Source organism: Thiocapsa imhoffii (genome assembly GCF_016583985.1).
Taxonomy (GTDB): Bacteria; Pseudomonadota; Gammaproteobacteria; order Chromatiales; family Chromatiaceae; genus Thiocapsa; species Thiocapsa imhoffii.
The window spans coordinates 1-545 of sequence record NZ_NRSD01000106.1; the positions used below are offsets into that span (position 1 = coordinate 1).

Annotated in this window: 1 pseudogene; it reads left to right on the plus strand. The window is 66.1% G+C overall.

The features are described 5' to 3' along the window. Nucleotides 1–199 precede the first annotated feature (199 nt). A pseudogene (locus tag CKO25_RS20845) lies at nucleotides 200–545 on the plus strand (NADH/ubiquinone/plastoquinone (complex I)); the annotation flags it as partial.

The following is a 545-nucleotide window of genomic DNA, read 5'->3' on the forward strand; positions in this document are numbered from 1 at the left end:
CGCTTGGGTCTGGCCGTTGCTCTTGGCATGGCCGACGGCATTCCAAGGTGGACGCTGGCAGTCACCGGGGCGAGTCAGTCGAAACAGCTCCCCATTGGGCACTCAGCCAGGCACTCACCCAAGCACTCGCCCAAGCACTCATCCAGGCATCCACACGGGCAACCGAGCGGCAACCGAGCGCTGGCGCTGGACCTTGCCGATGCTCGGCCCGCTGCCAGCCCTGGTCGCCGCCCTGACCCTGAGCGTTGGCGCCCGGCTAGAGCTGCCCTGGCTGTTCCTTGGCACCGCCCTCGGGCTGGATGCAACCGCACAAGTCTACCTGCTGTTCACGGCGATCCTCTGGCTGGCCGCCGGGATCTATGCCGCCTTCGCCTTTCGCGGCACCCCGCATGTCGGGCGCTTTCACGCCGTGTTTCTGCTCACCATGGCCGGTAACTTCTGGCTCATCGTCGGCCAGGATCTGTTCAGCTTCTATGCCGGCTTTGCCATGATGGGCCTCGCCGCCTATGGGCTGGTGGTCCACGATGGCAGCCCGTTAGCGCTGC